The sequence below is a fragment of the Nonomuraea ferruginea genome (assembly GCF_039540635.1).
In the GTDB taxonomy this organism is placed as follows: domain Bacteria; phylum Actinomycetota; class Actinomycetes; order Streptosporangiales; family Streptosporangiaceae; genus Nonomuraea; species Nonomuraea ferruginea.
The window spans coordinates 62,459-84,386 of sequence record NZ_BAABFD010000029.1; the positions used below are offsets into that span (position 1 = coordinate 62,459).

The following is a 21,928-nucleotide window of genomic DNA, read 5'->3' on the forward strand; positions in this document are numbered from 1 at the left end:
CCTATGGTCGACGCGATCACGAGGTCGCAGGTCGGGGGAGGGCGCGATGACGGTCCAGCACAGGATCCTGGAAGCGGGCGCGGTACGCATCCACACGGTGGAGCAGGGCAGCGGGCCGCTGGTGCTGCTGGTGCACGGGTTCCCCGAGTCCTGGTATTCGTGGCGGCGGCAGATGCCCGTCCTGGCACAGGCGGGCTACCGGGCCGTCGCGCTTGACGTGCGGGGATATGGCCGCTCGTCCAAGCCGCGGGACCCGGCCGCCTACCGGATGCTCGACCTGGTCCAGGACAACGTCGCGGTCGTGCGGGCGCTCGGCGAGACCTCGGCGGCGATCGTCGGCCACGACTGGGGGGCGACGATCGCCGCGCAGTCCGCGCTGGTCGCGCCCGAGGTGTTCCGCGCGGTCGGCATCTTGAGCGTGCCCTACACGCCGCCGGGCGGACCCCGGCCGAGCGAGATGTTCGCGCAGATGGGCGGAGAGGAGGAGTTCTACGTGTCCTACTTCCAGGAGCCCGGACGGGCCGAGTCCGAGATCGAGCCCGACGTGCGCGGCTGGCTCGCCGGGTTCTACCGCGCTCTGTCCGGCGACACCATGGCCGGACCCGACCCGCACTTCGTCACCCGCGACGGCGGCACCCTGCGCGAGCGGTTCCCCGCCGGGGCACTGCCGTCCTGGCTGACGGAGGAGGAGCTCGGCTTCTACGCCGCGGAGTTCGAGCGGACCGGCCTGACCGGAGCGCTCAACCGCTACCGCAACATGGACCGCGACTGGGAAGACCTGGCCCCCTACGCCGGGGCCCCGATCAAGCAGCCGTCCCTGTTCATCGGCGGCAGGCGCGACGCCTCCACCATGTGGCTGTCCGACGCCGTCGACGCCTACCCCCACACCCTCCCCGGCCTGACCGGCAGCCACCTTCTGGACTGCGGTCACTGGATCCAGCAGGAACGCCCCGACGACGTCAACCGCCTCCTCCTGGAATTCCTCGGCAGCCTCTGACACCGTGCCCGACCAGGCCCGGACGAGCCGGCCGTCCCTCAGGAGGTGCGGCGGAGCAGTCCCAGCGCGGCCTCCTCGATGGACGGCGCGTCGATCCGGTGGCTGCGGTAGACGTCCTCCAGTGAGCCGCCCTGTCCGAAGCTCGACACACCCAGGCAGGACACCGGGCTCCCGGTGAACGCGCCGAGAAAGGCGAGGGTGTGCGGGTGTCCGTCCAGCACGGTCACCAACGGCGAGCGGCGGGCGGCCGGGAAGATCTCCTCCAGGATCCACGTCCCGTCGCCGGACGGTCCCGCTGTCATGGCCCGCCACAACAGGTCGTATGAGGTGATGACGACCACGTCGCAGGCGACGCCGGCCTCCTCCAGCCGCTCGGCCGCCTCGATCGCCTCCGGCACCAGAGCGCCGGCGGCGGCGAGGGTGACGTCGGGGACCCCGGGCATGGCCCGCAGGCGGTATCCGCCGTTCAGCACGGCACGCCGTCGCCGCTCCCGGCCGAAGGCGTCGTCAGGCACGGCGGCCAGTTCCTGGTCGATCGGCCGCGTGGTGAGGCGCAGGTAGGCCGACTCGCCGTCGGCCCGGCCGAGCCGGGACAGCGCGTGCAGCAGGCACCACTCGGCCTCCACGGCGAAGGCCGGTTCGTAGGTGGTGACACCGGGCTGCTGCAGGCCGACCGTGGGGGTGACGACACTCTGGTGCGCGCCGCCCTCCGCGGCGAGCGTGACCCCCGACGGGGTGCCGACCAGGATGGACCGCCCGCCGGCGTACGTGCCGAACGACCACGGCTCCAGCGCCCGCCCCACGAACGGGTCGTAGATCGTGCCGATCGGGAGGAGCGGCTCGCCCACGGTCAGCCAGGTCGCGCCGAGTTCGCCGAGCAGGCCCATCAGGTTGACCTCGGCGATGCCCAGCTCGATGTGCTGGCTCCGCGGCGACTCACGCCACCGGATGAGGCGGTCGCCGTCCTCCGCGAACCAGTCGTGGCGTTCGCGGGGCGACCACACGCCGACGCGGTTGATCCAGCCGCCGGCGTTGGTGGAGCTCGCGACGTCGGGGGAGACGGTCACCACCCGCGCCGCGACGTCCGGCGCGTCCCGCGCGAGGTCGCCGAGGACGCGTCCCAGCGTCGCCTGCGTCGACTGACGTCCTCGATAGCGCCGGCCGAGCTCGGTGGGCACCGCGGGCGGCTCGTTGAGAGGGGACTCTCCGCGCCGCAGGCGGTCGGCGACCTGGGCGCAGAGCCGCTCGGCGGCGGAGCCCGCCTCGAAGGGGCGCCACGGATCCTGCGGATCGGCGCCGACCCGCTCGGCGAGCTGCCGGTACTGGGCGTCGGACAGCAGCGCCGAGTGGTTGCCCGGGTGGCCCTCGATCGGCAGGTTCCAGCCCTTGATCGTGTACGCGAACACGACCGTGGGGCGGGAGGGATCCGCCGTGGCGAAGGCCCGCGACAGCTCCACCATGTCGTGCCCGCCGAGGTCGCGGATCAGCGCCGCGAGCTCGGCGTCATCGCTGTCGCGCAGCACCCGGCGCAGCGCGCGGGCGTCGGGGCCGCCGCCGACGAGCCGTTCGCGCAGGTCCGGGGCCGGCGTGCGCAGGAGCCACTGGTACTCCTCGTTGCTCATCTCGTCGATGCGACGGCGCAGGGCCTGTCCGCCGGCCCGGGTGAACATGCGGTGCAGCTGACGGCCGTACTTCACCTCGACGACGTCCCAGCCGGCGGCGGCGAACATGCCGGACCACCGTCCGATGGCGATGTCCGGCACGACCCGGTCGAGCGACTGGCGGTTGAGGTCCACGACCCAGAGGACCTCTCCCAGGTGAGAGACCATGGGGTCGGCCACACATTCCCAGATCGCGCCCTCGTCCAGCTCGGCGTCGCCGAGCAGCGAGATCTGGCGGCCACCGGCCTCGGTGCCGAGGCGGGCCGCGAGGTAGCGCCTGGCGATCGCGCCCCAGACGGGTGCGGTGGCGCCGATGCCGACGCTGCCGGTGGAGTAGTCAGGGTGGTCCGGGTCCTTGGTGCGGGACGGGTACGGCTGGAGCCCGCCGTACTCGCGCAGACGGGTCAGGTAGCTGATGTCCAGGCGTCCCAGCAGGTAGTTGATCGCGTGCAGGACGGGTGACGCATGGGGTTTCACCGAGACCCGGTCCTCCGCCGTGAGCCCGTCGAACCACAGGGCGGTCATCAGGCTCACCATGGACGCCGACGACGCCTGGTGGCCGCCGACCTTGATGCCGCTCGGGTTCGCCCTGACCCGGTTCGCGTGGTGCACCATGGAGGTGGCGAGCCAGAGCACCTTCTGCGCGACCTGGTCGAGGAGCACTTCGTCCGGGGCCGGGTCCTCATCCATGGACGAGGCGCTGTATTCGGGAATGGCCGACACGGTTCTCTCCTGTGGCCCGACGGGGCCGGGGGTAGTGGTGATCTCTGTCAAGCGTGGGGCGGCCGGCCGTCGATCGCAAGCACACGTCGTGCCCACTTCACCACGGCTTCGTCGATGAGCTGACCGTCCAGCAGCTGCGCCCCGGCCGCGCCGGAGGCGGACAGCGCCTCGACGACCGCCTCGGCCCGCCGCACCTGGTCGTCCGACGGCCGCAACGCGGCGTGCACGGTCTCGATCTGCGCCGGGTGGATGCAGAACTTCCCGAGGTAGCCGACGGCCGCGGCCTGGTCGGACTCGGTACGCAGCCCGTCGAGGTCGCTCACCCAGGGGAACGCGGTGTCGACGGGCGGGGCGAGGCCCAGCGCCGTGGAGATCCACACGATCATCGACTTCGCCGCGAGCAGCGACGGGGAGCCGGGGAGCCAGGCAGCGCCGGTGTCGGCGGAGAAGTCGCCTGCCCCGAAAGCGAGCCGCACGACCCGCGCGGGCAGCCGCGGCAGGGTGGCGAGCCGCAGCAGTCCCGCCGCCGTCTCGACGATGCCGAGCACCGGGATCGAGCCCGGTGCCAGACCTCGGGCCTGCTCGGCCTCGCTGATCAGCCGGTCGGTGTCCGCCGCCGATTCGGGGTCGAGCTTGGGCACGACGAGGCCGCCGAGCCCGGCGCGGACGACGCTCTCGAGGTCGGCGGCCAGCTCGCCGGTGCGGACATCGTTCACCCGGACCAGGACGGGGACCGGCGCGGCGTGGGGCCGTTGGAGCAGGTCGGCGAGGTGGCCTCGGGCCCGCGGGCGGTCGGCGGGCCGCACCGCGTCCTCGAGATCGACGATGACGGCGTCGGCTCCGGCGGCCAGGGCCTTGCCGAACCGGTCCGGACGGTCCCCGGGCACGAAGAGCAGCGACTGCGCCCGGCACAGCCGATCGCGGTCAGGCTCCATCGGAGGTCCTCTCCGCCGGGCCGAAGCCTCCGCCGCCGGGCGTCTCGATCAGCAGCACGTCGCCGGGCAGGGTCGTGATCCCGGTCTGCTGGGGGGCGAGCGGCCGTTCGTGGCCGTCCCGGATGAGGGTCCATCGGGAGACCGTCCCGTCGGCGCCGCCGTCGGCGCCGGGCGGACCGCTGAGCGTGCGGTAGCCCCGCAGTGACAGCACGCCGTCGGCGAGGAACTGCACCCGGCGGACGAGCCCGTCGCCGCCGTCGTGGTGGCCCGCGCCACCGGAACCGCGGCGCAGGCGGACTTCCTCGATCAGGACGGGGTGGTCCTGTTCGAGCACCTCGTTGGGGTAGCTCATCGCGTTGGTCACACAGTTGTCCACCACGCTCGCGCCATCCCGCCGGGAGGTCGCGCCCATCCCGCCGGTCGTCGAGTTGTCGATGAGGATGCCGTTCGCATGGGCCCACACGTACGGCATCGTCGTGCCGCCGCTGCTGCCGGCCGCCCGGATGCTGCTGTGGGCCTGCCCCATCGCGTCGAGCATGGCCTCGTTCACCAGGGCGGCGAGGGCCGCGCGCGCGCCGACCGGCGCCGGCAGTTCGGGGTTGGTGACCCGTCCCGGCAGGCAGGTGACGCGCACGCACCGCTCTATCCCGGCGTTCATGGGCAGCTCGTCGGACAGGAAGCAGCGCAGGGCGACCAGCGCGGCCGATCGGCTGTTGGACAGCACGACGTTGAACGGCAGGGCGATCTGCGGGTCGGAGCCGGACAGGTCGATCGCGAGTGTGCCGTCGCCGGCGACGTCGACCTCGGCGTGCACGCGTACGAGCTCGGGTGCGCTGCCCGGGTCGTGGTGCAGCTCAAGGGTGCGCGCGGCGGCGTAGGTCCCGGGGCGGAACTCCTTCAGCTCGGCGCGCACCAGGGCCTCGGAGTAGTCCAGATACTCCCGCCGCAGCCGGTCGAAGACTGCGGTGCCGTAGCGGCGGACCAGCTGGGTCATCCGCTCGACGCCGACGAGGGTGCCCGCGATCTGCGCGTCGAGGTCGCCGCGCATGCTGCCGGGGAGCCGGCTGTTGGCCAGCAGGACGCTCATGAGCTCCTCGTTGACCTGGCCCGCCCGTACGAGTCGTACGGGAGGACAGCGCATGCCCTCGGCGAACATCTCGGTCGCGTCGGCGGGCATGCTGCCCGGCGTCTTGCCGCCGACGTCGGCGTGGTGCATGAGGGTGGAGACGTAGCCGGCCAGGTATCCGTCCACGAGGACGGGGGCCACGGTGAGGTAGTCGTTGAGATGGGGCGAGCCGGTGGCCGGGTCGTTGGTGACGAGGACGTCGCCGGGCCCGAGGTCGCCGGCGAAGGGCGCCAGCTCGCGGGCCACGGTCGACAGCACTCCGAGCTGCAGCGGGATCCCGTCGGCGAGGGCGAGGTATTCGCCGTCGGGGGAGATCAGCCCGGCCGAGCAGTCGAACATCTCCTTGATGATGGGGGAGTAGGCGGCCCTGATCATGGACACCTGGAGCTCGTTGGCCAGGCCGTGCAGCGCGTTGCCGAAAACCTGAAGGGTGACGGCGGACTTCGCCGAGCCGGTCATCTGGTCTCCTCCTTGTCCGGGCCGTCGGCGGACGGCAGCCTCATCTCCAGCAGCGAACCGTCGCCGACGGCCCGGACGCGTGCCCCCGGCGAGACGACGATGGTGGTGTCCACCTGGATCACGAGCGCCGGACCCGTCAGTCCGGCCGCGTCGACGTCGGCGCGCTGGACCACGGGCACGCGGTGGGCCACTCCGTCGAAGATCACCGTACGTTCCGCCGCGGCCGGCACGGCCGCCCACCGCGGGGTGGTCTCGACGGTGCCCGACGGCGCGGTGGCGGTGACGCGGACGGTCGTGACCTCGACTTCCCGCGACGGGGTCTCGTGGTGGTAGGCGGCCCGGTGGGCGGCGCCGAAGCGCGCGAGAAGGTCGTCGGTGGCCGGCAGCACGGTGCCGTCGAGGTCGACGGGGATCGTGTAGGTCTGCCCGGCGTAGCGCATGTCGAGCTGCGCCGTGAGCGAGCTCAGCTCACGGCCCGGCGCCTGTTCGCGCGCCTGTCCAGCCGCCTCGGACGTCAGGCGGGCCAGGTGGGCCGCGAGCAGGTCGCGGTCCGCCTCGTCCGCCGGCCGCGCGCGGACCCCGACGGCCAGGTCGACGCGTACCTCCGACTGGAGCAGCCCGAGAGCCGACGCGACCCCGGGGAAGGCGGGGAACAGCAGCGTGCTCGTCCCCAGCTCGCGGGCGATCGCCCACGCGTGCACCGGGCCCGCACCGCCGCTGGGGATCAGGGTCAGCTCGCGCGGATCGACCCCCTTGGCGAGCGAGACGAGCCGGACGGCCCCGGCCATCTGCGCGACCGCCAGCTCGAACACGCCGGAGGCGGCGTGGACCACCGATCGGGCGGCGCCGGCGGTGACGAGCGTGCTCAGCGCCGCCTCCGCGAGGTCACGCCGGAGCACGCCGAGACCGCCAGCCTCCTCGGCAGGGGCCGAGTCGAGGTAGCCGAGCACGAGGTCGGCGTCGGTGACGGTGGGCAGGTCGCCGCCGCGTCCGTAGCAGGCGGGTCCCGGTGTGGACGACGCGCTGCGCGGCCCGACCCGCAGGGCGCCGGTCGCGTCGAGCCACGCGATGCTGCCGCCGCCGGTCCCGATCTCGGCGAGGTCGATGACCGGGGAGCGCAGCGGATGCCCGGTGCCCTTGCGCAGGAAGTCGCCCGAGTGCGCCGCCCCGCCGATCTCGTAGTCATGGTTGATCCGGGGGGTGCCGTCCATGATCAGGGCGGCCTTCGTCGTCGTTCCGCCCATGTCGAACCCGACGGCGGTCCGCACGCCGGCGCGGCGCGCCGCCCACGCCGCGGCGATGACTCCGGCCGCGGGACCGGACTCCACCAGTTCCTCCGGGTGGGTGATGGCGTGGTCGGCGGTGGCCAGCCCGCCGCTGGACTTCATGACCCACAACTGGTCGACGGGAGGTTCGTCGCGCAGGCGGTCCGCCAGCCGGCGCAGGTAGTGCCGCACCACCGGCCCGAGGTAGGCGGCGATCACCGCCGTGCTGATCCGCTCGTACTCGCGGGCCTCGGGGATGATCTCCGCCGAGGTCACCACCGGAAGGCCGGGGGCGATCCTGGCGACGGCCGCGGCGGCGCGGCGCTCGTGGGCGGGATCGAGATAGGAGTGCAGGAAGCCGACCACCACCGCCTCGGCCCCGGCGTCCGCCATGCGGCGGGCCGCCTCCTCCACCTGCGCCTCGTCCAGCGGTGTCACCACCTTGCCCGCCGCGTCGATCCGCTCGTCGATCTCGGCGACGAGATCGACGTCCACCAGCAGCGCCGGCTTGCGATGGTCGAGGGTGTAGGGGTCCGCGCGCCGGAGCCTGCCGATCTGGAGCAGATCGGCGAAGCCCTTCGTGATCAGCATGCCGACCTTGGCGCCGCGGCGTTCGAGCACCGCGTTGGTGGCCACCGTGGTCGCGTGGATGACCGTGCCGACCCTGGCGTCCGGGCCGCCGAGTGAGCGGCGGGCCAGGTCCACGCCGTCGCGGACCGGCCTGCTGAGATCGTCGTAGTCGGTGGGGAACTTGCCGACGAGCATGCGCTCCCCGCGGACCGCGACGATGTCGGTGAACGTGCCGCCGATGTCCGCGGCTACGACGATCTCGTGCTCGGTCGTGGGATCGGTGCTGTTCGTCACTTGGCGGGCCTCCTGTCCACCGTTCGATCGAAGCCTGGCGGCACTGTCTCGTCCGCCGGCGAGAGCCCGTCGAGCACACGCAGGCCGCTTTCGACGGCGCTGCGCATCATGTCGTCGCGCGTCGAGGTCGTCGCGCTGCCGACGTGCGGGAGGGCGACGACCCGGGGGTGCCGTACCAGCGGATGCCGCGGGTCCACGGGTTCGCGTCCGAAGACGTCCAGGCCCGCCCCGGCCAGCCGCCCGCCGTCGAGGGCGGCGAGGAGCGCGTCCTCGTCGACGACACCGCCACGCGAGGTGTTGATCAGCAGCGCGCCCCGCGGCATCAGGCCGAGCTCACGCTTGCCGACGAGGCCGGCCGTCTCGTCCGTCAGCGGAACGTGCACGCTCAGCACGTCGGACGTGGCGAGCAACGTGTCGAGGGGGACCTGCTCCAGCCAGGGCGGGAGATCCTCGCGCGGGGAGCGGGCGGTGAACCTGACCCGCATGCCGAGGGCATGGCCGTAGCCGGCGACCAGCCCGCCGATGGCGCCCAGTCCGAGGACGCCGAGCGACCGGCCGGCGAGCAGACCGCCCGTCCACTGGTAGGGCATCCACGAGTTCCAGGACCCGGCGCGCAGGTCGTGCCACGCCTCGATCAACCGGCGGGCGGTGACCAGCGTCAGGGCCAGGGTGAGCTCCGCGGTGGCGACCGCGGTGATCGCCGGGGGCACACGCCGTACCTGCAGGCCCTGGCGGGACGCGGCGCCGAGGTCGATGTGGTCGGTGCCGGTCGAGATGGTGCCGAGCACGCGCAGCGGCCCGTCCGCCGGCGCCTGGGCGATGAGGTCGGCGTCGACCCGCTCGGAGATCGTGACGATCACCGCGTCGGAGGTGCGGACCGCTCGTACCAGGTCCGTCCGGGGCACGGGCAGTTCCCCGTCGTAGGTCTCCACGGTCACGCCCCGGGCGCGCAGAGAGTCGGCGAGGTGGTCGGGGAGGGGGCGGGTGACGAAGATCCGGCGTGTCATCTCCACAGGCCGCCGGTCCACTGGTCGTCGTCGGAGCCCAGTGGGCGGCCGAGGAACCGTACCTGGCCGGGCGTGTCGCTCAGCCGGGGCACGGGCGCCTGCACCAGTGCCTCGCCGAGTTCGTCGTCGGAGACCCGGATCAGCGATCCCCGCGCCACGACGTGCTCGTTGCCGACGATGTCCGCGACCGAGTTCACCGGCGCGACCGGCACCCCGCCCGCGTTGAGGTCCGCGATGGCCTCGTCGCGGGTACGGAGCGCGGCCCACGCCGAGATCACCTGGTCGAGTTCGTCCTGGTGCGCCGTCCGTACGGTGTTGGTGGCGAAGCGGGGATCGTCGAGCAGTTCGGGGCGGCCGATGGTGGTGAGCAGCCGGGTGGCGGTGTTCTGGTTGCTCGCCGAGATCGCGAACCAGCCGCCGTCCTTGCCCTGGTAGGCGTTGCGCGGGGCGCTGAAGGGCGTGCGGTTGCCCATCCGGTCCTGGACGATGCCCTGCTGGTCGTAGTCGATGACCAGTGAGCCGAGGGCGGCGAGCATGGGCTCGTAGAGGGCGAGATCGATCACCTGCCCGCGGCCGCTCCGGTCCCGTTCCCGCAGGGCGCACAGGATGCCGAACGCGCCGATCATGCCGGCCATGGAGTCGGCGAGGCCGAACGGCGGCAGGGTGGGGGGCCGGTCCGGCCAGCCGTTGATGTGGGCGAATCCGCTGAACGCCTCGACGAGGGTGCCGAACCCGGGACGGTCGGCGTACGGCCCGTCCTGGCCCCATCCTGAGACCCGCAGCACCACCAGTCGTTCGTTGGCGGCCCGCAGTCCGTCGGGCGACAGGCCCCAGCGCTCCAGCGTGCCCGGCCTGAAGTTCTCGATGAGGACGTCGGCGTCGGCGAGGAGGTGCCTGAGCCGCTCACGGCCGGCTTCTTCGTGCAGGTCGAGGGTAACCGTGCGCTTGTTCCGCGCCAGGACCTTCCAGTAGAGGGCGACGTCGCCCTTCCTGTGCCCCCACTGCCGGATGCCGTCGCCGACCTCCGGCATCTCCACCTTCACCACGTCGGCGCCGTGATCGGCGAGCAGCATCCCGGAGAACGGCGCCGCCAGCATCGTGGCGACCTCCACGACCCGCAACCCCTCAAGGCTGCCGCTGCTCGGCCGGCCCCCTTCGTCGGCCGGGGTATCGACGCTCATCTCGCCCTACTTTCGCTATGTGAAATGTCGATTCAAAATGAGTGAGTAAAGAATGAGGGACCGGCTCAGAGCACGTCAAGGGTGTAGCCGACAGCAATCGCCCGATGCCCGAACGTGGTCTTCTTGACCGCCGACTTCGCAGGTCAGCGTCGGGACCTGCAAGGAAAGGTTTTCCCGGTCTTCCTCTTGACAGTGGGAGACCGGCGCCTCTTCAATGCCATCAATCGAATGCGAGTTTCACAATGTGAAGGCCGAGGCGATGATTCGAGACATTCGGCGCGAAGAGATCAACCGGTATGCCGAACGTGTCGGTTTCACCGTGGGCGAGGAAGAACTGGACGGGTTCCACGCACTGGCCCGCGACGTCCTCTCGCGCGTGGAACGGTTCCAGCAACTGGTCGGCCCCCTGGTGCCGCCGCCCAGCGTGGTCGCCGGACCGAGGAACACCGGCCGCCCTCCTCTACCGGGGGAAGACCCCTGCAACGCGGTGCTGCGCTGGGTCGACGTCCGCGCGGACGAGGCCGAGCGCACCAGCGACCTGCTCGCCGGGAAGCGCATCGCGCTCAAGGACCTCATCGCCGTCGCGGGAGTGCCCATGACGGTGGGCTCACGCGTGATGCAGAACAGCACGCCCCAGTCGGACGCCGTGCTCACCGAGCGCGTGCTGCGTTCCGGCGGACGCATCGTGGCGATGACCAACCTGGAGGCGCTGGCGTTCTCCGGCGGCGGCGAGACCAGCTCCTTCGGCCCGATCCGCAACCCCTTCGACCTGGGCCGGACGGCCTCGGGATCCTCGGGCGGCTCGGCCTCGGTGCTCTTCCACCCGCACGTCGACATCGCGTTCGGCACCGACCAGGGCGGATCGATCCGGCTGCCGGCGTCCTGGTGCGGCGTGCTCGGTCTCAAGCCGACCTTCTCGCTGGTCCCCTACACCGGGCTCGCCTCGCTGGACCGTACGTTCGACCACGTCGGCCCGCTCACCCGGACGGCGTCCGACATGGCGATCGCCATGGCCGCCGTGTCGGGCGCGCACCCGTCCGACCCCCGGCAGGCCGGACCGGTCCCGGAGCTGCCGTTCGCCGAAGCGGTCAGGACGGCCGGCGACGACCTTCGCGGCCTGCGGATCGGCATCCTGACAGAGGGGACGCGGTTTCCCGACGACGGTCACGAGGGCAGGGCCGAGACCCTCGCGGCGATGGAGCAGGTGTGGGAACGGTTCGCCGAACTCGGGGCCGAACTCATCGAGATCTCCGTTCCCGAGCACGAGGTGGCCGGGTCGATCATGTTCGCCGCCCTGCTGGAAGGCGTCGCGGCCACCGTCTACGGCAACGGGGAGGGATACCACTTCTCCGGCCGCTACGCGCCCGAGCAGCGCGAGGCGTTCGGCAAGGGCGTGGCGGCCTACGGCGACGAGATGCCCGGATCCTTCAAAGCCGTCGCGGCGATAGGCGAGTATCTGCGCGATCGCTACTTCGGGGCGATCTACGCGACCGCGCAGAGCAGCATCCCCGCTCTGCGGACCGCCTACGACCACGCCCTGGCCCAGGTCGACGTGCTCGCCATGCCGACGGCGAGCCACTACGCGCATCGCGTCGATCCCGGCGCCGACGACTTCGCCAAGGCGTTGCGCGGCTGGACGATGCTGGACAACACCCCGCTGCACAACGCCACCGGCCATCCGGCGTTGTCCATTCCCGCGGCCGAGGCCGACGGACTGCCCGTCGGCGTGATGCTGGTAGGCCCGCACTTCAGCGACCACCGGCTGATCGCGATCGCCGAGACCTACGAGCGGCGTTTCGGATGGCTCCCCCAGCCCGCACCCGTCCACGGGAGCGAGATCACCCTGTGACGGCCGTTTCGGAGGCCGCAGGCCACGCCAACCCGGCCGAGTACAACCAGATTCGAGGAGGAATCGTGCCCCGACGAGACCGACGCCTGACCGGGTTGACGGTCACCGCGACGTCGCTGTTGCTGATGGTGACCGGCTGCGGCGTGGAGCGTGAGAGCGCGGGCGGTGAGGCCGCCAGCGCGGCGCCGAGCACCTGCGACACCAGTGAGAAGAGCCCAGGGGTGACCGAATCCGAGATCAACCTCGGGATCACCTCCGGCCTGAGCGGGCCGAGCGCCTCCGCCGCCAAGCCGGCGCTGGAGGGCCAGCAGTGGTACTTCGACAAGATCAACGCTGACGGCGGGATCCAGGGCCGCAAGATCAAGCTGACCGTCCTGGACGACCAGTACCAGCCCAACGTGGCCCTGCAGAACGTGCGGCGGCTGGTCGACCAGGAGAAGGTGTTCGCCATCTCCGGCGGCGTCGGGACCCAGAACTTCGTCGGCGGGCTGCCCTACATCAACCAGGCGAAGATCCCCGCCGTCGCGCCGTACGCGCCGTCCAACCAGATCGGCACCATGCAGAACCCGTACGTCTACATGCTCTGGACGAACTTCTCCGACGAGTTCGAGGCGCTGACCCGGTTCCTGGTCGGCGAACGGAAGGTGAAGAGCTTCTCGATCATGGCGATGAACGGCGACGTCGGTGACGACGCCCTGGCGGGCGCCAAGAAGGTGCTCGACGCCGAGGGGATCGAGTTCAAGACGGTGGTGCGCAGCGAGCCGAACACCACCGACTACCGTCCGATCGCCGAGCAGCTCAAGCAGGCCGGCGCCGAATACGTCCTGTTCCTCGCGACCCCGCCCGACGTCGGCAACGCGATCACGGCCATGCAGAAGATCGGCTACAAGCCCGGCATCGGCGCGCAGTCTGACATGCTCGACACCGGATGGATCGAGGCGTTCGGGCCGGTCGCTCAGGGACTCCTGGCCCCCAGCAAGCTGGCGAACCTGGAGAAGTCCGACGACCCGAAGGTGAAGCAGTTCGTCACCGACTGGACATCCGCCCACGGCGGCAAGGCGCCGACCAGCTGGAACACGGTCGGGTACGTCCAGGCGCTGGTGACGACCGAGGCCCTGAAGCAGGCCGAGGCCCTCACCCGGTCGTGCTTCGAGGCGTCGCTGCAGAAGATGAAGGACTTCGAGACCGGCGTCATCCCGGCGATCACCTTCGGTCCCCAGGAACGGCAGGGCGTCCGCGCCGCCGGGATCGAGGCGATCAAGGACAACGGCACGGTGACCGAGCAGCCGTTCACGGCGATCGGGCGCTGACATGCGCGTCACCGATCGGCCTGACCGGGCGGTCCGCCCGGTCAGGCCGGCTTCCCGGACGGTCGGCCGCTGATGTCCGAACTGTCGTTGCTGATCGGCGGGGCCGCCACCGGAGGGGTCTACGCACTCCTCCTCGCCGGCATCCTGCTGATCTACCAGGTCAGCAAGGCCGTCAACTTCGGGCACGGCCAGTTCGGCATGATCGCGGCCTTCTTCAGCTGGTACCTCTACCAGCAGCTGGGCGTGAACCCCCTGGTCGCCATCGTGCTGGCGGTCCTCACGGCGGTGGTCGTCGCCGTCCTGTTCGACGCGCTCGTCCTGCAGCGGGCGTCGGACCGGCAGGTCGGCTCCGACCTGGTGGCGACGCTCGGCCTGCTCCTGCTGGCCACGGCCATCGCCGAGAACGTGCTCGGCGGACGGACCCAGTCCTACCTCACCCTCGGCAGCCGGACGGTCTTCGACCTCGGCGGGCTCGCCCTGAACCTGAGCGACCTGGTGACGATCGTCGTGGCCCTGCTGTCGGTGCTGGGCCTGTCGCTCGTGCGCCGGCGCACCCGGGTCGGCGCGATGCTGAACGCCGTCGCCGAGAACCGGGCCGTGGCGGAGTCGCTGGGCATCCCGTCCGCCCGCGTGCGGGTGGCCACCTGGGCGCTCGCCGCGATCCTCGCCTCGGTCGCGGGCATCCTGGTCGCCAGCCGGACCAGCGTCGACGCGTACTACATGACGCCCTTCGCGATGAAGGCGTTCATCGCGGGGATTCTCGGCGGGCTCAACCGGTTCGGTCTCCCGCTGGCGTTCGCCTTCGGGCTCGGCGTCTACGAGGCGTTCGTCGTCTATCTGCTCGGGGCGCAGGCCGTGACCCCCGCCGTGTTCACGCTGATCATCGTGGTGCTCGCCTTCGCGCCGCGGAGCTACCTCTCCGAAGGGCGGGAAGCCCGTGCCTGACCGACGATCACCCGTCCGCGCGCTGCGCCCGGTCCTCCTGCTCGCGCTGCTGGCGGCGCTCCCGCTGCTGCTCGACTCCTTCAGCCTGTACCAGGCGACGATGATCCTGGTCTACGTGACCGCGATCATCGGATTGGACATCGTGTTCGGGCGCGCGGGCGTGCTGTCGGTCGCCCAGGCGGTCTTCATCGGCATCGGCGCGTACACCGCGGCCTGGATGTCGCGCACGACCTCGGTGTCGATCGGCGTCGAACTGATCGCCGCCGCGGTGATCGCCGGCTTCGCCGCCATCCTGGTGGGGCTCCCGGCGTTGCGCGTGTCCGGGCTGCGCCTGGCGATCCTGACCTTCGCGTTCGTCGAGCTCTTCCAGTGGGGCCTGACCACCTTCGCCTCGGTCACCGGCGGGACCCAGGGGCTCCTGGTGAACCCCGGCGGGTTCGGGGCGATCACCACCGCCGACCCGCTGGTCGGCTACGGGCTCGCGGCCGTGATCGCGCTGCTGGCGACCTGGCTCGTGATCCGCCTGCAGCGCAACCCCATCGGCCGCGCGATGGCGGCGGTGAAGAACTCCAACCTGCTCGCGGAGTCGGCCGGTGTGTCGACCGTCCGCACCAAGCTGATCGCCTTCATGCTCAGCGGGATGCTGGGCGGGCTCGCCGGCGTGGTGCTCGCGCACGTGGCCGGGAGCGTCACGCCCGCCGGCTTCACGGTGTTCTCCTCACTCAATCTGCTCGTCGCGCTCATCCTGGGCGGCACGGGCCGGGCGCACGGCGCGTGGCTGGGAGCCGCGTACGTCGTGCTCATGCCCGAGCTGTTCGCCCGCCTGGGCATGCCCAACGCCTACCCGATCGTCAACGGGGCGGTGCTGATGCTGCTGCTGGTCGTGCTCCCCGGCGGCATCGCCAGCGTGCTGGACGGGATCCGCGACCGGATGGGACGCCGCGGCGCCGCACCTCCACCTCCCCTCACCCCGGTCGCTGAACGGAGCTCGTCGTGATGGCCACCGACCAGGCCGGCCCGCCCCCGGCCGTGCTGGAAGTACGTGACGTGCGAGTCACGGTGAACGGCGTTCGGGCCCTGGGCGGCGTGTCGTTCGACGTGCCCGAAGGCTCGCTGTTCGGCCTGATCGGGCCCAACGGAGCCGGCAAGACGACGATCATGAACGTCATCTCCGCGGTGATCACACCCCAGCACGGCTCGGTGCGCTTCCGCGGCAAGGAGCTGACCGGCATGGGAACCGTGGCCCGGGTACGGGCGGGCATCCTGCGCAGCTTCCAGCAGGTGCGCCTGCTCGAAGACCTGACCGTGCTCGACAACCTGCTGCTCGGCCGGGAGCGCTTCCGCACCGTCGGGCTGCTGCGCCAGATCGGCGGCAGCCGCACCGGCCGCCGCCAGGCACGTCGCGACCTGGCGGCGGCCGAGCAGGTGGCGGCGGTCCTCGGGCTGTCCGATCTGCTGCACCGGGACGTCCAGGACCTGCCCTTCGGGGTGCGGCGGCTGGTCGACGTCGGCCGCGCGTTCGCCGCCGAGCCCGACCTGCTCCTGCTCGACGAGCCCGCGGCCGGGCTGGACGTCACCAGCCGCCGGTTGCTGCTCGACGCGATCAAACAGGCGCAACGCACCACCGGAGCCACCGTCATGCTCGTCGAGCACGACGTTGACCTGGTCAGGAGGGCGTGCGGCGAGTCCGTCGTCCTCAGCAACGGTGAGGTCCTCGCCCGCGGCACGCCGGCCGAGGTCCTCGCCGACCCTGCCGTTCTCCGCGCCTACTTCGGACGTAACGATGCTTGATCTTCAATCGGTGGGGGCCTGGTACGGCTCCACACAGGTCCTGTTCGACATCGACCTCACCGTTCCGGCGGGCCAGAAGCTCGCGATCGCGGGCACCAACGGCGCCGGCAAGACGACGCTGCTGCGTTCGGTGCTGGGCCTGGTGAAGTCCCGCGGCGAGATCCGCTGGGAGGGCCGGCGCATCGACGTGCTGCCCTGCCACCGGCGGGTGCGCGACGGGGGGATCGCCGTCGTGCACGAAGGACGTGGTCTGATCACCGGTCTGAGCGTGCTCGACAACCTCACCCTCGGCGTCGACTCCGCGGCGCTGCGCCGGCTCGACGAGGTCTTCGACGCGTTCCCGGTCCTGGCCGAGCGACGGAACCAGCCGGTCACCAACCTGTCGGGCGGCGAGCAGCAGATGGTGGCGCTGGGCCGCACCATGCTCCGCCCCGTGCGGCTGCTGGTGATCGACGAACCGTCGCTGGGCCTCGCGCCGTCGATCGTGGCCCAGCTCTACGCCACCATCGCGCGGATGTCGGCCGCCGCCGAGACGACGGTCCTGCTCGTGGAGCAGGAGCTGCGGCTGGCCTGCGAGATCGCGGACCGGGTCGTGGTCCTGCGCGCGGGTCGTCTGGTCCAGGATTACAGCGGCTCTGAGGTCAACTTTGACATAATCGTCGATGCCGCAACCGGTGGATAAGGGGCTGAGCACATGGCATACGAGCTACGCAGCTTGGAACGGGCCCTCGAAATCCTGGGATACCTCGCGACGGTCGAGCAGGCGACTCTGACGGAGGTGTGCGACAAGTGTGACATCAATACGACGACCTGCCTGCGGACGATGAGGGTGATGGAGCGCAACGGATTCGTCCGGCGCTCCGCTGACGGCAAGCACTATCTCCTCGGCCTCCGGCTCGCCGAACTCGGCACTCTGGCGCTCGGGCGGATCGACATCGTGTCCCTCATCCGTCCACTGGTGCGCGGCCTCACCGAGGAGTTCAGGGTGACCGCGCACATCGGGCTGCTCCGGGACGGGATGATCACGGTCATCGACAAAATCGACTCGCCCGACGGATTCGTCCGCTATTCGCTGCTGGGCACCCGGATGCCTCTCCACTGCAGCGGGATGGGCAAGGCGGTCCTGTCCCTGTTCTGGCCCGACCGTCTCGCCGAGGCCGGGGTCAAGCCGCCCCTCGCCCGGTTCACCCGCGACACCATCATCGACATGGAATGGCTCGCCGCCGACATCGCCCGGTGCGCGGAGCGCGGCTTCAGCATCGAGCAGGAGGAGTGGCAACCCGGCTACGTGTGCACCGGCACGGCATTCGCGTTCAACGGCGACTACTACGCCGTGAGCCTTTCCAGCGTCGTCGTGCCCGCCTCAGAGCTGGAGCAACGGGGCCGGCGCCTGAGCACGACCATGCGCGAATACCTTCAGCAGCAGGGATCCTCCCTCTCGCAGCCTCTCTACTCCTGACCCTCGCAACGCGGGCGGCGGCCGATCGCCGGGGCGCTCATGAACGCTCTTCGAGGCCGTCGTCCCTCGGCTTCCGGCAGGATGGTTCACCGGCCCGCGAAGGACGAGGAGACGCACCCGACCATGACCCCTTCCTGGACCACCCGTCCCGAGAGCGCCGGCGACGTCGCCGCCATCCGCGACGTCAACCTTGCCGCCTTCCTCACTCCGCACGAGGCCGACCTCGTCGAGGCGCTGCGGGCCGACGCGCAGGCGTGGCTGCCCGGCCTGTCCTGGCTGACCGAGGCCGCCGGCGGCGAGCTCATCGGATACGCGCTGCTCACCCGCTGTCACGTCGGCGACTCACCCGCACTCGCCCTGGGCCCGTGCGCCGTCAAGCCCGGACACCAGCGGCGGGGCGCCGGTTCCGCCGCGATCCGCGCCGCCCTGCGAGCCGCCCGCGAGCAGGGCGAGAACCTGGTGGTCGTGCTCGGCCACGCCGAGTACTACCCGCGCTTCGGCTTCACCCCGGCCTCCGGGTACGGCATCCGCCCGCCCTTCGACGTCGAGGACAAGTACATGATGGCGCTCGCACTCGACCCTGAACGACCGGTCCCCAGCGGCGTCATCCGCTACCCGGCGGCGTTCGGCGTCTGACCTGCTTCGGCCCCGCCGGCAGCGGGCGGGCGCGGATCACCAGATCCGTGCCTTGCTCAGGCGCGACCCGGCCGCCGCGGTCCCCTCGGCAACCCCGCGGCCGTGGGGCGCGGACGACCAGGTGATCAGGCCGGCCGTCCGCGCGGATGCCCGCGGCGGGTCTCTTCGACGAGTTCCGAAGAATCGACGAGGTGCGAAGGGGACGGAAGCCCCAGCGCCGTGTGGACGAGGGATGAGCGCGGTTCTCAGGGGAGCGGCCAGTTGCGCAGGGCGGCGTCGGCCATCTCCTGGAGTTCGTCGCGGCCGACGCCGCTCGCGGCCTGCACCGTGATGCCGAAGGCCAAGGTGGTGACGTAGCGGGCCAGTAGCCCCGGGTCGGCGTCCGGAGGCAGGTCGCCGTCGTCGACGGCTCGCTGGAATCGCTCTCGTACGCGGGAGCAGCCGTCGTTGCGCCAGGCGGCGAGAAGGTCGCGGACGCCACGCCCGGAGTCGCTGGCGGCCAGGGCGCCCTGGACGCCCAGGCACCCGTGGGGGTGGGCCGGGCGGGTGGTGGTCCGTACGGTGCCGGCCAGGATCGCGGTGGCGACGCCGAGGGCGGTTGGCTCCTCCAGGGCCCGGGCCAGGTATGCGCTCGGGCCTTCGGTGTAGCGCTCCAGGGCCTTGCGGAACAGCTCCTCCTTGTTGCCGAACGCCGCGTACATGCTGGTGGTGGAGATGCCCATCGCATCGGTCAGGCTGGCCAGGCTGGCCCCCTCGTAGCCGTGCTCCCAGAAGACCAGCATGGCGCGCTCGAGAGCTTCGTCGGGGTCGAATCCTCGCGGCCGGCCGATGGGGCCGCTCTGTTTGGTCCGCACGCCCGCAGCCTACCTCTTTCGCATCGATCGATACAGAAGTGCTACCGTACGAGTTCCGTATCGATCGATACAGAAATCTGAGGAGGTTGTCCCCATGGGGCTACTCGAAGGCAAGACCGCTCTCGTCACCGGCGGCAGCACCGGAATCGGCCTGGCCAGTGCCGTACGACTGGCGGCCGAGGGCGCGCACGTGTTCATCACCGGCCGGCGCAGGACCGAACTCGACGCGGCCGTCGGAACGATCGGTTCAGCGGCCACCGCGGTGATCGGCGACATCTCGAACCTGGCCGACCTGGACAGGCTCTACGAGACGATCCGCAGCAGGGGACAGGGCCTGGACGTACTGTTCGCGAACGCCTCCGTCGCCGAGTTCGTGCCGCTTGAGCAGATCTCCGAGGAGCACTTCGACACCCTCTTCGGCATCAACGTCCGGGGCACGCTGTTCACCGTGCAGAAGGCGCTGCCCCTGCTCAACGACGGCGCCTCGGTGATCCTGAACGGCTCCACCAACGCGGACGCCGGCGATGGGGCGTTCGGCGTGTACGCGGCGACCAAGGCCGCCACCCGATCGTTCGCGCGGACCTGGGCCAACGAACTCAAGGGACGCGGCATCCGGGTCAACACCATCACGCCCGGCCCGACCGACACCCCCGGTCTGTCAGGGCTCGCTCCCGACCATGAGCAGGCCGCCGGCTTCAGGCGGCAACTGGCAGCGCACGTGCCGCTGGGCCGGCTCGGGCGCCCGGAGGAGATCGCCGCCGCCGTGGCCTTCCTCGCCTCCGGGCAGAGCAGCTTCATCACCGGTTCGAGCCTGTACGTCGACGGCGGCCTGAACCAGATCTGAGTGCGAAACCCCCGACAGTCTCACCAGAGGTTGAGGTCAAAGACCATGACAGTAATCGGCATCATCGGCGCGGGCGAGGTCGGCAGCCAGATCGCGCGTGCGGCGATCGCGAACGGCTACGACGTCGTCATCGCCAACTCACGAGGACCCGAGACCTTGCGGGACCTCGTCGACGAACTCGGCCCGTCGGCGCGTGCCGCGACCGCCGCCGGCGCCGCCGCCGGTGACTTCGCGGTCGTGGCGGTCCCTCTCAAGGTGGTCAACGACATGCCCGAGGAGGAACTGGCAGGCAAGATCGTGCTCGACACGAACAATTACATGGTCTGGCGCGACGGCCATATCCCGGTCGTCGACTCGGGTGAGAAGACCGTTCACGAGCTGCGCCAGGAGCACCTTCCGCGATCCAAGGTCGTCAAGGCCTTCACCCACATCCAGGCCCCCCGCATCACCACCGCGGGCACGGCGGCGGGCACTCCTGGCCGTCTGGCGCTGTCGGCCTCGAGCGACTTTCCCGAAGCCGTGGAACTCGTGACGCGACTGTACGACCAGTTCGGGTTCGACACCGTGGACAACAGCCCGCTCAGCGAGTCGTGGCGCAGCGGTCCCGGTCAACCCGCGTGGGTCGCGCACGAGCATCAGACCCGTGCCGAACTGATCGCCAACCTCGCCAGGGCGCGACGGATCGTCTTGAGGTGAGTCCGTCCGTGGCGGCGACGCCGCGGCGTGCGAACCCGGGCAGGGTGCACGACCGGCCACTGATGGTGGCGCCTACGGCCGGTAGGGTCCGGCGAACAGGTGCGCGACGAGCTCACCGCGGCTGGAGATCCCCGCCTTGCCGAAGACAGCCTTGAGGTGACCGCGAACGGTGTGGGGAGAGATGAACAGGGCCGTGGCGATCTCGGCGGTGGACAGCCCCCGTGCCACGAACTGGGCGACCTCGAACTCCCGGGGCGTCAGCCCGTACGCCTGGGCGACGATGACCGCCAGGTCGCCGGGGGACGCGGGCTCGATCACGAGCGCCGTAGGACCCGGCCGTCCGCCGGGACCGCTCAGGCATGAGGCGCGGCAGGTCAGCCACTGCCTGTCGAGAGTCCGGATGCGAATCCTGGCGTTGCCCCGATCGTGGCCCTGGGCTATGGCCCGCGCCTGCAGAGTCGTGCCGATCAGCCAGATGGGCAGCCTCAGCCCGAGCGCCGTGGGCATGGACGGCCCGTCCGGCATCAGCGCGAGATAGCGCCGCGCCTCCTCGTTGATCGACGTGACCTCGCCGTGCTCGTCGAACAGCAGCAGGCCGGGTGCGCGGGCGCCGGGGTCGCCGTCCGGGCCGGACGGATGGGCGAACCTGCGCAGCCGGTCGGCGAGCGGTCCGGACAGGTCGGCCAGCAACGCGATCTCGCGCGCGCCGAACGCCGGGCCTCCCCGCATGCGGAACAGGCTGACCACGCCCCACGGCCGGTCGCCGATCCTCAGCACGGCCCGCAACTCGTCGTCCACGCCCTGGTCGCCGAGCAGGCGGCGGAAGCGGGCGCTGCGCGCGGGCAGGTCGCCGGTGGCCGCGCGCAGACCGGCCACGGGGACGGCCGCGCGGGCGAGGTCACGGAACGGCAGGACGTTCTCCTCCAGGAGCTCGCTCTGCCAGTAGGCGGCGCATCCTTCGCCGGTGCCGAGGTTCTCCACCACCATGGGCGCGGTGACCAGGCCCGTTTCCGGATCGGTGGCCGTCCACACCGCGGCGTCGAACGGCAGGTGGCGCCGCAGCCTGGCCGAGGCGCGCCTGAAGAGCTCGCGCGCGTCGGGAGCCCGCTCGGCGGCCGACAGGATCTCGGCGTGGCGGGGCGCATGCGTCATCGAGCTTCCTTCAAGGGCTGCGGGCGGGGGCCGGACGAGGGTCAGCCTGTCTGTTCTCCCTGCCTCCGCCAACCCCTCATTTGAGGGGGTCATTCCTCGCCGATCCCCCGCAAGCGGGTAATGGAGCGCGGTCACGGCCCGTACAAGCCTCGGAGGGACCTTTCGGGCTAACAA

At 71.3% G+C, this 21,928-nt stretch carries 19 protein-coding genes; 11 read left to right on the forward strand and 8 right to left on the reverse strand.

The genetic code is table 11. The features are described 5' to 3' along the window. The first annotated feature begins 46 nt into the window (after positions 1 to 46). Positions 47 to 997 carry an alpha/beta fold hydrolase gene (locus ABD999_RS39520; protein WP_345483157.1) on the forward strand — a complete coding sequence of 317 codons (951 nt, stop codon included), beginning with the start codon at positions 47 to 49 and terminating at the stop codon, positions 995 to 997. A 38-nt stretch (positions 998 to 1,035) separates the two neighbouring features. On the opposite strand, the gene ABD999_RS39525 is transcribed toward ABD999_RS39520, so the two are convergent. Genes ABD999_RS39525 through ABD999_RS39550 form a run of 6 tightly spaced genes read right to left on the reverse strand, consistent with a single transcriptional unit; the run spans position 1,036 to position 10,218 of the window. Further along, positions 1,036 to 3,381: a transketolase-like TK C-terminal-containing protein gene (locus ABD999_RS39525; RefSeq protein ID WP_271279856.1), complete on the reverse strand. Its 2,346-nt coding sequence runs from the start codon at positions 3,379 to 3,381 to the stop codon at positions 1,036 to 1,038. Between the two features lie 47 nt (positions 3,382 to 3,428). Further along, on the reverse strand, positions 3,429 to 4,316 hold the full coding sequence (locus ABD999_RS39530) for an HpcH/HpaI aldolase/citrate lyase family protein (protein ID WP_271279855.1): 888 nt from the start codon (positions 4,314 to 4,316) through the stop codon (positions 3,429 to 3,431). Next, entirely contained in the window at positions 4,306 to 5,901 is a 1,596-nt protein-coding gene (locus tag ABD999_RS39535; RefSeq protein ID WP_271279854.1) for a hydantoinase B/oxoprolinase family protein, read from the reverse strand. Before ABD999_RS39535 ends, ABD999_RS39530 begins: the two co-directional genes overlap by 11 nt. After that, a complete protein-coding gene (locus tag ABD999_RS39540) occupies positions 5,898 to 8,030 on the reverse strand; it encodes a hydantoinase/oxoprolinase family protein (protein WP_271279853.1) in 2,133 nt (710 codons plus the stop codon). Before ABD999_RS39540 ends, ABD999_RS39535 begins: the two co-directional genes overlap by 4 nt. Then, positions 8,027 to 9,037, reverse strand: a complete 1,011-nt coding sequence (locus ABD999_RS39545; protein WP_271279852.1) for a 2-hydroxyacid dehydrogenase — start codon at positions 9,035 to 9,037, stop codon at positions 8,027 to 8,029. Before ABD999_RS39545 ends, ABD999_RS39540 begins: the two co-directional genes overlap by 4 nt. Further along, positions 9,034 to 10,218, reverse strand: coding sequence for a CaiB/BaiF CoA transferase family protein (locus ABD999_RS39550; RefSeq protein WP_271279851.1), 1,185 nt, complete (start codon positions 10,216 to 10,218; stop codon positions 9,034 to 9,036). Before ABD999_RS39550 ends, ABD999_RS39545 begins: the two co-directional genes overlap by 4 nt. 319 nt (positions 10,219 to 10,537) lie before the next feature. Between ABD999_RS39550 and ABD999_RS39555 the strand changes: the two genes are divergently transcribed. The 8 genes from ABD999_RS39555 to ABD999_RS39590 all read left to right on the forward strand — a co-directional run bounded on the left by ABD999_RS39555 (position 10,538) and on the right by ABD999_RS39590 (position 18,208). Continuing rightward, a complete protein-coding gene (locus ABD999_RS39555; RefSeq protein WP_345483158.1) occupies positions 10,538 to 12,067 on the forward strand; it encodes an amidase family protein in 1,530 nt (509 codons plus the stop codon). Between the two features lie 65 nt (positions 12,068 to 12,132). Beyond that, the gene (locus tag ABD999_RS39560; protein ID WP_345483159.1) at positions 12,133 to 13,377 is read left to right on the forward strand and encodes an ABC transporter substrate-binding protein; all 1,245 of its coding nucleotides are present in this window, start codon (positions 12,133 to 12,135) and stop codon (positions 13,375 to 13,377) included. Between the two features lie 72 nt (positions 13,378 to 13,449). Continuing rightward, positions 13,450 to 14,322 carry a branched-chain amino acid ABC transporter permease gene (locus ABD999_RS39565; RefSeq protein WP_345483160.1) on the forward strand — a complete coding sequence of 291 codons (873 nt, stop codon included), beginning with the start codon at positions 13,450 to 13,452 and terminating at the stop codon, positions 14,320 to 14,322. Beyond that, entirely contained in the window at positions 14,315 to 15,319 is a 1,005-nt protein-coding gene (locus ABD999_RS39570; RefSeq protein ID WP_271278726.1) for a branched-chain amino acid ABC transporter permease, read from the forward strand. Before ABD999_RS39565 ends, ABD999_RS39570 begins: the two co-directional genes overlap by 8 nt. Continuing rightward, positions 15,319 to 16,113 carry an ABC transporter ATP-binding protein gene (locus ABD999_RS39575; RefSeq protein ID WP_271278751.1) on the forward strand — a complete coding sequence of 265 codons (795 nt, stop codon included), beginning with the start codon at positions 15,319 to 15,321 and terminating at the stop codon, positions 16,111 to 16,113. The genes ABD999_RS39570 and ABD999_RS39575 overlap by 1 nt, the downstream gene beginning before the upstream one ends. Next, positions 16,106 to 16,795, forward strand: coding sequence for an ABC transporter ATP-binding protein (locus ABD999_RS39580; protein WP_271278727.1), 690 nt, complete (start codon positions 16,106 to 16,108; stop codon positions 16,793 to 16,795). Before ABD999_RS39575 ends, ABD999_RS39580 begins: the two co-directional genes overlap by 8 nt. 12 nt (positions 16,796 to 16,807) lie before the next feature. Continuing rightward, positions 16,808 to 17,572, forward strand: coding sequence for an IclR family transcriptional regulator (locus ABD999_RS39585; RefSeq protein ID WP_271278728.1), 765 nt, complete (start codon positions 16,808 to 16,810; stop codon positions 17,570 to 17,572). Between the two features lie 123 nt (positions 17,573 to 17,695). Continuing rightward, positions 17,696 to 18,208, forward strand: a complete 513-nt coding sequence (locus ABD999_RS39590; protein WP_271278729.1) for a GNAT family N-acetyltransferase — start codon at positions 17,696 to 17,698, stop codon at positions 18,206 to 18,208. A gap of 245 nt (positions 18,209 to 18,453) precedes the next feature. Here ABD999_RS39590 and ABD999_RS39595 read toward each other — a convergent pair whose 3' ends face one another. After that, a complete protein-coding gene (locus tag ABD999_RS39595; RefSeq protein WP_271278730.1) occupies positions 18,454 to 19,062 on the reverse strand; it encodes a TetR/AcrR family transcriptional regulator in 609 nt (202 codons plus the stop codon). Between the two features lie 94 nt (positions 19,063 to 19,156). Here ABD999_RS39595 and ABD999_RS39600 point away from each other — a divergent pair, with 94 nt between their 5' ends. Together ABD999_RS39600 and ABD999_RS39605 are read left to right on the forward strand one after the other, a co-directional pair. Next, on the forward strand, positions 19,157 to 19,906 hold the full coding sequence (locus ABD999_RS39600) for an SDR family oxidoreductase (protein WP_271278731.1): 750 nt from the start codon (positions 19,157 to 19,159) through the stop codon (positions 19,904 to 19,906). Positions 19,907 to 19,951: 45 nt separating this feature from the next. Beyond that, positions 19,952 to 20,602, forward strand: coding sequence for an NADPH-dependent F420 reductase (locus tag ABD999_RS39605; RefSeq protein ID WP_271278732.1), 651 nt, complete (start codon positions 19,952 to 19,954; stop codon positions 20,600 to 20,602). Between the two features lie 72 nt (positions 20,603 to 20,674). Here the strand turns inward: ABD999_RS39605 and ABD999_RS39610 are convergent, their stop codons facing one another. Further along, a complete protein-coding gene (locus ABD999_RS39610; protein ID WP_271278733.1) occupies positions 20,675 to 21,754 on the reverse strand; it encodes a helix-turn-helix transcriptional regulator in 1,080 nt (359 codons plus the stop codon). Between the last annotated feature and the right edge of the window lie 174 nt (positions 21,755 to 21,928).